General features: G+C 62.2%; 7 protein-coding genes. 6 read left to right on the top strand and 1 reads right to left on the bottom strand.

Annotated elements, in window-relative coordinates; all coding sequences use genetic code 11:
* Nucleotides 1–245: 245 nt before the first annotated feature.
* A complete protein-coding gene (locus tag AC1DWI_RS08775; protein ID WP_477671002.1) occupies nt 246–1,037 on the top strand; it encodes a TOBE domain-containing protein in 792 nt (263 codons plus the stop codon).
* Between the two features lie 3 nt (nt 1,038–1,040).
* On the opposite strand, the gene AC1DWI_RS08770 is transcribed toward AC1DWI_RS08775, so the two are convergent.
* A complete protein-coding gene (locus tag AC1DWI_RS08770; protein ID WP_477673307.1) occupies nt 1,041–1,175 on the bottom strand; it encodes a hypothetical protein in 135 nt (44 codons plus the stop codon).
* A gap of 141 nt (nt 1,176–1,316) precedes the next feature.
* On the opposite strand from AC1DWI_RS08770, the gene ahpC reads away from it, so the two are divergent.
* The 5 genes from ahpC to AC1DWI_RS08745 all read left to right on the top strand — a co-directional run bounded on the left by ahpC (nt 1,317) and on the right by AC1DWI_RS08745 (nt 7,406).
* The gene (gene ahpC, locus AC1DWI_RS08765) at nt 1,317–1,880 is read left to right on the top strand and encodes an alkyl hydroperoxide reductase subunit C (protein ID WP_477671003.1); all 564 of its coding nucleotides are present in this window, start codon (nt 1,317–1,319) and stop codon (nt 1,878–1,880) included.
* Between the two features lie 111 nt (nt 1,881–1,991).
* Nucleotides 1,992–3,563, top strand: coding sequence for an alkyl hydroperoxide reductase subunit F (gene ahpF, locus AC1DWI_RS08760; RefSeq protein ID WP_477671004.1), 1,572 nt, complete (start codon nt 1,992–1,994; stop codon nt 3,561–3,563).
* Between the two features lie 295 nt (nt 3,564–3,858).
* Entirely contained in the window at nt 3,859–5,964 is a 2,106-nt protein-coding gene (locus AC1DWI_RS08755; protein WP_477671005.1) for a TonB-dependent siderophore receptor, read from the top strand.
* A gap of 57 nt (nt 5,965–6,021) precedes the next feature.
* Nucleotides 6,022–7,200, top strand: coding sequence for a PepSY-associated TM helix domain-containing protein (locus AC1DWI_RS08750; RefSeq protein WP_477724686.1), 1,179 nt, complete (start codon nt 6,022–6,024; stop codon nt 7,198–7,200).
* Nucleotides 7,197–7,406, top strand: coding sequence for a hypothetical protein (locus AC1DWI_RS08745; RefSeq protein WP_477671006.1), 210 nt, complete (start codon nt 7,197–7,199; stop codon nt 7,404–7,406). The genes AC1DWI_RS08750 and AC1DWI_RS08745 overlap by 4 nt, the downstream gene beginning before the upstream one ends.
* The last annotated feature ends 216 nt before the right edge of the window (nt 7,407–7,622 follow it).

The following is a 7,622-nucleotide window of genomic DNA, read 5'->3' as shown; positions in this document are numbered from 1 at the left end:
GTTTCATGGGCGCGGTGAAATTGGCTGCCACAGCGACCTGGACTTCCTCCGCCAATGCAGCAGCCGATGCCAGCACGAGGCACAGAGCCGGCAGCCAGCGCAACGCAGTTTTGAACATGATGAAACTCTGGTGATGAAAGCTGGGGAGATGACAGGGACGAAGGCGAAGATGCGTTTTGAAAGAAAGTCACTCCTGTCGATTCGCTATTCTATTTTAGAATAGCGGTATCTGTCTCGAGGCTCCCATGAAAAAAGCCGCCAATTCCTCGCCCGCCGCATCCTCCTTCGCAAGCGCCTTCAGCCATGAACCGGCCGACAAGCGCATCGAGATCCTGCGCCTGGTCGGCGAAAGCGGCTCGATCTCGCAGGCAGCGCGGCAAGCCAAGGTCAGCTACAAGGCCGCCTGGCAAGCCATCGACACCTTGACCAACCTGGCCGGTGTGGCGCTGGTGGAGCGCGCTGTGGGCGGGTCGGGCGGCGGCGGCGCCACCCTGACGCCGGCGGGCCATAAGCTGCTGGCAGTGGCAGGTCTTTTGAACGACTCCCGCAGCAAGGTGCTGTCCGCCTTCAAGTCCGATGAACTGCTGCTGCCACGCGCGCTACCGGTACTGTCCAACATGAGCGTACGCACCAGCATGCGCAACCAGTTGCCCTGCCAGGTTGAGAAGATCGAGGTGCACGGCCAGATGGCGCGTGTGCACCTGAGGCTGGCTGGTGAGGCACTGCTGGTTTCGCGCATCACCAAAGCCAGCGCGGAACTGCTGGGCTTGCAGAAAGGGCAAACGGTACTGGCCCTGTGCAAGGCTACGGCGGTGGCCGTGCGTGAGCCGGCGGTTCCCGCACGACCAGAGGTTTGCGTATTGAGCGGCCGTGCGGTTCGGATCAGCCGCGGCGCCACGGGYGACGAAGTGTCGATGCAACTAGACGGAGGCCTGCAGCTGGTCGGCTTTGCGCCTGCCGGCAGCAGCCTCAAAGTTCGCTCCCCGGTACAGGCCCTAGTCGACGAATCAGCCCTCGTAATTGCCCTTTCGGCCTGATCGTCAGGCCGGCGCTTCAAAAAGGTATTGGCGCTGCAATGCCATACCGTCCTGCTGCTCTACCGCGTGAGCCGTCACACCCCACACGTTCCGGATGCACAAAGGCGTCAGCACGTCGGTCGTAGCGGCGAATAACAAGAATGGACAGTCAAAATCCGCCGCATCGCGCCTATTCGATAAATAGTTAATATCTATCGATATACTATATTTAAAAGAGTTATACTATCGTCTCAAAAGCATTTTTACCCGTTCTTTAACCCAGCATAGGAAGCCATCCAGATGTCCCTGATCAATACCCAAGTCCAGCCTTTCAAAACCCAAGCCTTCCTCAATGGCAAGTTCATCGACGTTTCAGACGAATCGCTGAAGGGCAAATGGTCGGTCCTGATCTTCATGCCGGCTGCGTTCACCTTCAACTGCCCTACCGAGGTCGAAGATGCTGCCGACAACTACGCCGAATTCCAGAAAGCCGGTGCTGAGGTCTACATCGTGACCACCGACACGCATTTCTCGCACAAGGTGTGGCACGAAACCTCCCCTGCTGTCGGCAAGGCCAGGTTCCCGCTGGTGGGCGACCCGACCCACACGCTGACCAAAGCCTTTGACGTGTTCATCCCTGAAGAAGGCCTGGCGCTGCGCGGCACCTTTGTGATCAACCCCGAAGGCGTCATCAAGACTGCTGAAGTGCACTCCAACGAGATCGCRCGTGACGTCAAGGAAACCCTGCGCAAGCTGAAGGCAGCCCAGTACACCGCCGCTCACCCCGGCCAGGTCTGCCCTGCCAAGTGGAACGAAGGCGCCAAGACGATCGCCCCGTCCATCGACCTCGTCGGCAAGATCTAAGAACAGGTCTAACGCCCTGCAGCCTTCCTGACGAAGGCCCGGGCCCCGGCACACGCGTGTGTGCCGTCCCGGGCTTTTTTGTTCCTCATTGAAATTGAAAGTGACACTGCCATGCTCGACGACGCCACCAAAGCCCAACTGAAAAGCTATCTCGAACGCGCCACTGCGCCCATCGAAATCGTCGCTTCGCTCGACGGCAGCGAGGCTTCGGGTGAAGTACTGTCGCTGCTGAAAGATGTGGCCGAGTCTTCGCCCCTGGTCAAACTGACCGAAAGCCGCGACGACCCGCACCGCAAGCCCTCGTTTTCGATCAACCGCCCCGGTGAAAACCACGGCCCGCGTTTTGCCGGCCTGCCCATGGGTCATGAATTCACCTCGCTGATCCTGGCGCTGCTGCAGATTGGCGGCTACCCGCCCAAAGTAGAGCAACCCGTGCTCGAGCAGGTCCGCGCGCTCGACGGCGATTTCGACTTCGAGGTCTATGTCTCGCTGACCTGCCACAACTGCCCCGACGTGGTCCAGGCGCTGAACCTGATGACGGTGCAGAACCCCCGCATCAAGACCACGATGATCGAAGGCGGCACCTTCCAGGACGAAGTGAAAGAGCGCGAGATCATGGGCGTGCCCACGGTCTTCCTCAACGGAACCATGTTCGGAAACGGCCGCATGAGCCTGGAGGAAATCCTGGCCAAGATCGACACCAGCGGCGTCGAACGTGAAGCCAAGATCATCGACAAAAAGGAAGCCTTCGACGTGCTGATCGTCGGCGGCGGCCCGGCCGGCGCGGCAGCGGCCGTGTATGCCGCGCGCAAGGGCATCCGCACCGGTGTGGCGTCCGAGCGTTTCGGCGGCCAGGTACTGGACACCCTGGGCATCGAGAATTTCATCTCCATCAAGGAAACCGAAGGCCCCAAATTTGCCCACGCGCTGGAAGAGCACGTGCGCAACTACGACGTGGACATCATGAACCTGCAGCGCGCCAAGGCGCTGGTACCGAACAGCGGGCCGGACAAAAACCTGATCGAAGTGCAGCTCGAAAGCGGCGCCTCGCTCAGGAGCAAGTCCATCGTGATCTCGACCGGTGCACGCTGGCGCAACATCAATGTTCCCGGCGAGCATGAGTTCAAGAACAAGGGCGTGGCCTACTGCCCGCACTGCGACGGCCCGCTCTTCAAGGGCAAGCGCGTGGCGGTGATCGGCGGCGGCAACTCGGGCGTCGAGGCGGCGATTGACCTGGCCGGCATCGTTGGCCACGTGACGCTGATCGAGTTCGACACTGCGCTGCGCGCCGACGCCGTGCTGCAGCGCAAGCTGAACAGCCTGCAGAACGTGACGGTGTTCACCAACGCGCAAACGACCGAAATCACCGGCGACCAGAAGGTCAATGGCCTGGTCTACAAAGACCGCGCCAGCGGCGAGCTGAAAACCGTTGAGCTTGAAGGTGTGTTCATCCAGATCGGCCTGGTGCCCAACACCGACTGGCTCAAGGGCGTGGTGGACCTGTCCAAACACGGCGAGATCATCGTCGACGCCAAGGGCCAGACCTCTGTGCCGGGCGTGTTCGCGGCGGGTGACGTGACGACCGTGCCCTTCAAGCAGATCATCATCGCGGCCGGTGAAGGCGCGAAGGCGGCGCTCAGTGCGTTTGACTACCTGATCCGCAGCCCCATCACTGTGCAGTGATGCAGTGATGGGATACCCGAAAAGGCCGTCCTCTCCGGGCGGCCTTTTTTTGCGCGGTTTTTCACCGGAATTCCCCTGGGGCTTGCAGGGACCAAGATGAGAATTACTCTCATCTAGTGGTATAGTTCGCAGCGCCCTACTCGCTAGCCAAACAACCCGGCAGCCTTCTCGTGCTGCCAGGCGTAGCAAGCCAACAACCCGCCCACAGGCCCCCTGAAATTTCGTCACCTATCGTGGCGTCAGGGGCTGCTGTGCGCACGCCAGTTCCCTGGCGATCCTCCCCAGGAGTTTTGACTTGCTCACCTCGCATCCGCCGCACGCCGCGCGCCACCTTGCACCGTTCGCCATCCTTTCTCTGATCGCCGCGCTTCAAGGCGCATATGCCCAGACAGCGGCCGAGACAACCCTTCGCGAAGTGCAGGTGCGCTCCGACCAGGAGAAAGAGACCGCCACCGGCCCGGTGATCGGCTACCGCGCCAAAAGGGCTTCTACCGCGACCAAGACCGACACGCTGCTGTCCGAAACGCCGCAGGCCGTGACCGTCATCACCAGCCAGCAGATTACCGACCAGGGTGCCAACAACCTGCAGGACGCCCTGGGCTACGCCGCCGGCGTGCGCTCCGATGCCTATGGACTGGATTCACGAACCGACTCGGTGCGTGTGCGCGGCGCCAGCCCGGACAACTACCTGGACGGCCTGCGTGAAGCCTACGGCTACTACACCAGCCGCACACGCGCAGACCCTTACACCCTGGAGCGCCTGGAGGTACTGCGCGGCCCGTCGGGCATGCTGTTCGGCGCGGGCACGGCGGCCGGCGTCATCAACATGGTCAGCAAAAGGCCGCAAACCGAAACCCAGCGCGAAGTGGGCGTGCAGTTCGGCAGCAACGGCCGCAAGCAGCTCCAGCTTGACCTGACCGGCCCGCTGACGGAAGATGGTGAATGGCTGTACCGGCTGGTCGCACTCAAACGCAGCTCCAACACGCAGGTTGACTTCGTACCCGACGACCGCAGCCTGATCGCGCCGTCGCTCACCTGGCGGCCCAATGCTGCCACCTCGCTCACGTTGCAGGCACTGTGGCAAAAAGACAAGAGCGGCTCAACCTCGCAGTTCTTTCCCTGGGAAGGCACGCTGCTGCCCAACCCGAACGGCCAGTTGCCGACCAACCGCTTCATCGGTGAACCGGGCGACTACTACGACTCCGAGCGCAAATCCATCGGCTGGCTGTTTGAGCACAAGTTCAACGACACCTGGACGGTGCGCCAGAACTTTCGCCACGCCACCAACGAGAACGACAACCGCTACCACTACGGCGACTTCTTCACCAGCCCCGGCAGTTGGGGGTCTGACCCGGTGACCAAGCGGCGCTTGGGCCGCATCAACGACAGCTCGCTCACACGCAACCGCATCACCGCGCTGGACAACCACGCCGAGGGCCATTTCACCACCGGCGCGCTCAAGCACACGCTGCTGGTGGGCGCGGACTTTGCGCGCCACAGCGAGAACACCTGGGCGGGCGCCACGGTCAGTGATATCGACGCCTACGCGCCCATCTACGGCAACCTGCTCATCCCCGTACGCGCGGCCCTGCCGGGCACCACGCAACGGCAAACAGGCCTGTATCTGCAGGACCAGATGAAGCTGGACAACTGGATCGTGACGACGGGCCTTCGCCATGACAAGTCCGTGTCGGGCGCCGAAGGCCGCCCTGATGAAGAAACCTCGGCCACCACCAGGCGCCTGGGCCTGATGTATGCCCACCCCTCGGGCTGGTCGCCCTATGTGAGCTACAGCGAATCCTTCACCCCGCAGGCCGCCATCAAGGGTCAACTCTTCACGCCGCTGCGCGGTGAGCAATGGGAACTGGGCCTGAAATACGAGCCGGCGGGCCGCGCACTGGCTTATAGTGCCGCGCTCTACGACCTGCGCGAGAAAAACCAGATTGCCTCGCCGCTGCCCAATGTCTACACCCAGGTTGGCGCCACGCGCACCAAAGGGCTGGAGCTGGAAGTCAAGGGCTCCGTCACGTCCAATCTGGAGCTGGTCGCGCACTACAACTACACCGAGCTGGACAAGCAGCTCGAAGGCTTGCCCCAGCACCAGGCCAGCGCCTGGGCCAGGTACCGCTTCTCCATCGCCGGCATGAATGGCTTTTCGGCGGGCGCCGGTGTGCGCTGGATGGGCGCTTTCCGGGACCAGCAAGGCGGCGGCAGCGGCCCCGAAATCCCCGCAGCCGCGCTGCTGGATTTGATGTTCGCCTACGACACCGCGAACTGGCGCTACGCCGTCAACATCAACAACGCGACCGACAAGACCTACTTCAGCACCTGCCTGGCCCGCGGCGACTGCTGGTATGGCGCGCGGCGCACGGTGGTGGCCAGCGCTACCTACCGCTTCTAGACGACAAGAAGGAGAGCCACGATGACCACGACCAGCCCCACGGGCAAGAAGACGGCGATGGACAGCCGGCGCATCAAGACCTGGACCTGGGTGCACAAATGGAGCAGCCTGGTTTGCACGGTCTTCATGCTGCTGCTGTGCCTGACCGGGCTGCCGCTGATCTTTCACCACGAAATCGGCCACCTGCTGGGCACTGAAGTTGAAGCGCCCGATTTGCCGAAGGGCACGCCGCGCGCCAGCCTGGACAAGGTCATGGAAGTGGCGCAGGCACTGCACCCGGGCAAGGTGCCGATGTTCGCCTCACACGAGATCGACGACGACCGCTTCTGGTACGTCACGCTGGGCGACACGCCACTGTCCGAKGTGGGTAACAAGACCGTCGCTGTCGATGCACGCACCGCAGCTGTGCTGGCCCAGCCCAGGTTCGACGAAGGCTTTATGTACGTGATGCTCAAGCTGCACGTTGACCTCTTTGCCGGACTCGCGGGCAAGCTCTTTCTGGGCTTTATGGGGCTCTTGCTGCTGGTGGCGATTGTCTCGGGTGTGGTGCTGTATGCGCCCTTCATGCGCAAGCTGGACTTCGGCACGGTGCGGCAAACCCGCCCACGCGCCCGCTGGCTGGACCTGCACAACCTGCTGGGCATCGTGACGCTGGTGTGGGCCTTCACCGTGGGCGCCACGGGCATGATCAACACCTGGGCCGACCTGTTGATCAAGTACTGGCAGTACGACCAGTTGAGTTCGCTGCTGGCGCCTTACCAAGGGCAAAAACCGCCGGCACGCCTGGCCTCGGTGCAGCAGGCAGCTTCATCAGCGACCGCGCTGGCGCCTGAAATGAAGATGGCCTTTATCGCTTTTCCGGGTACGTCGTTTTCAAGCCCGCACCACTACACGGTGTTCCTGCGCGGCAATGAGCCCTTCAACTCGCGGCTGCTCAAGCCCGTGCTGGTGGACGCAGGCACCAACAAACTCACAGCCAGCCCGCCGCTTCCCTGGTACCTGACCGCGCTGCTCGTATCGCAGCCGCTGCACTTCGGCGACTACGGCGGCATGCCGATGCAAATCCTCTGGGCCCTGCTGGACATCGCGACCATCATCGTGCTGGGCAGCGGCCTTTACCTGTGGCTTGGACGGCGCAATCCGGCCAAAGCCGCGAAGCCGGAAAAAACAGCACCGGCAGGGCAAGCACCAGCGCCGCATGCCGCACGCCATGAAACGACTGGCGGTGCCGCGTGAGCGCAAAGGCCGATCCCGCGAAGGGCTCCGCTTTCTGGCGCCTGTGGCGCTGGCCMCTCGTGCTGGGCATGCTCAGCACCACCGGCCTGCTGACCGCGCTGGTGTCTGACGGCTGGGGCGACTGGTGGTGCTGGCTGGGGTTGGGCGTGCCCGTGGCTGTGATGGCCTGGTTCTCGTGGGTGCCCGGAGGGCCGCGCAAACGCTGAATGGGCGGGTGATTGGTTTTTTTGTTCTGGCGCGATATGTACAGTTAATCTGGCAGCACTTTGAAGCGAAGCACAAGAACACCAAAATTTCATGCTAAAAGTGCCAGAAACCCTTATAAAACGGGCGCAAGCAGCTCCTGATTTAATAGCAACCCAAAAGAACCCTCACTGGCCACGCTTGCCCAGGTGTGGCTGCCTGGCGCTTGAGTTCTGTCG

The sequence above is a fragment of the Polaromonas sp. P3_C2 genome (assembly GCF_056402675.1).
Note: the sequence above shows the minus strand (reverse complement) of the source record. Positions and strands in the feature narration are given on the sequence as shown.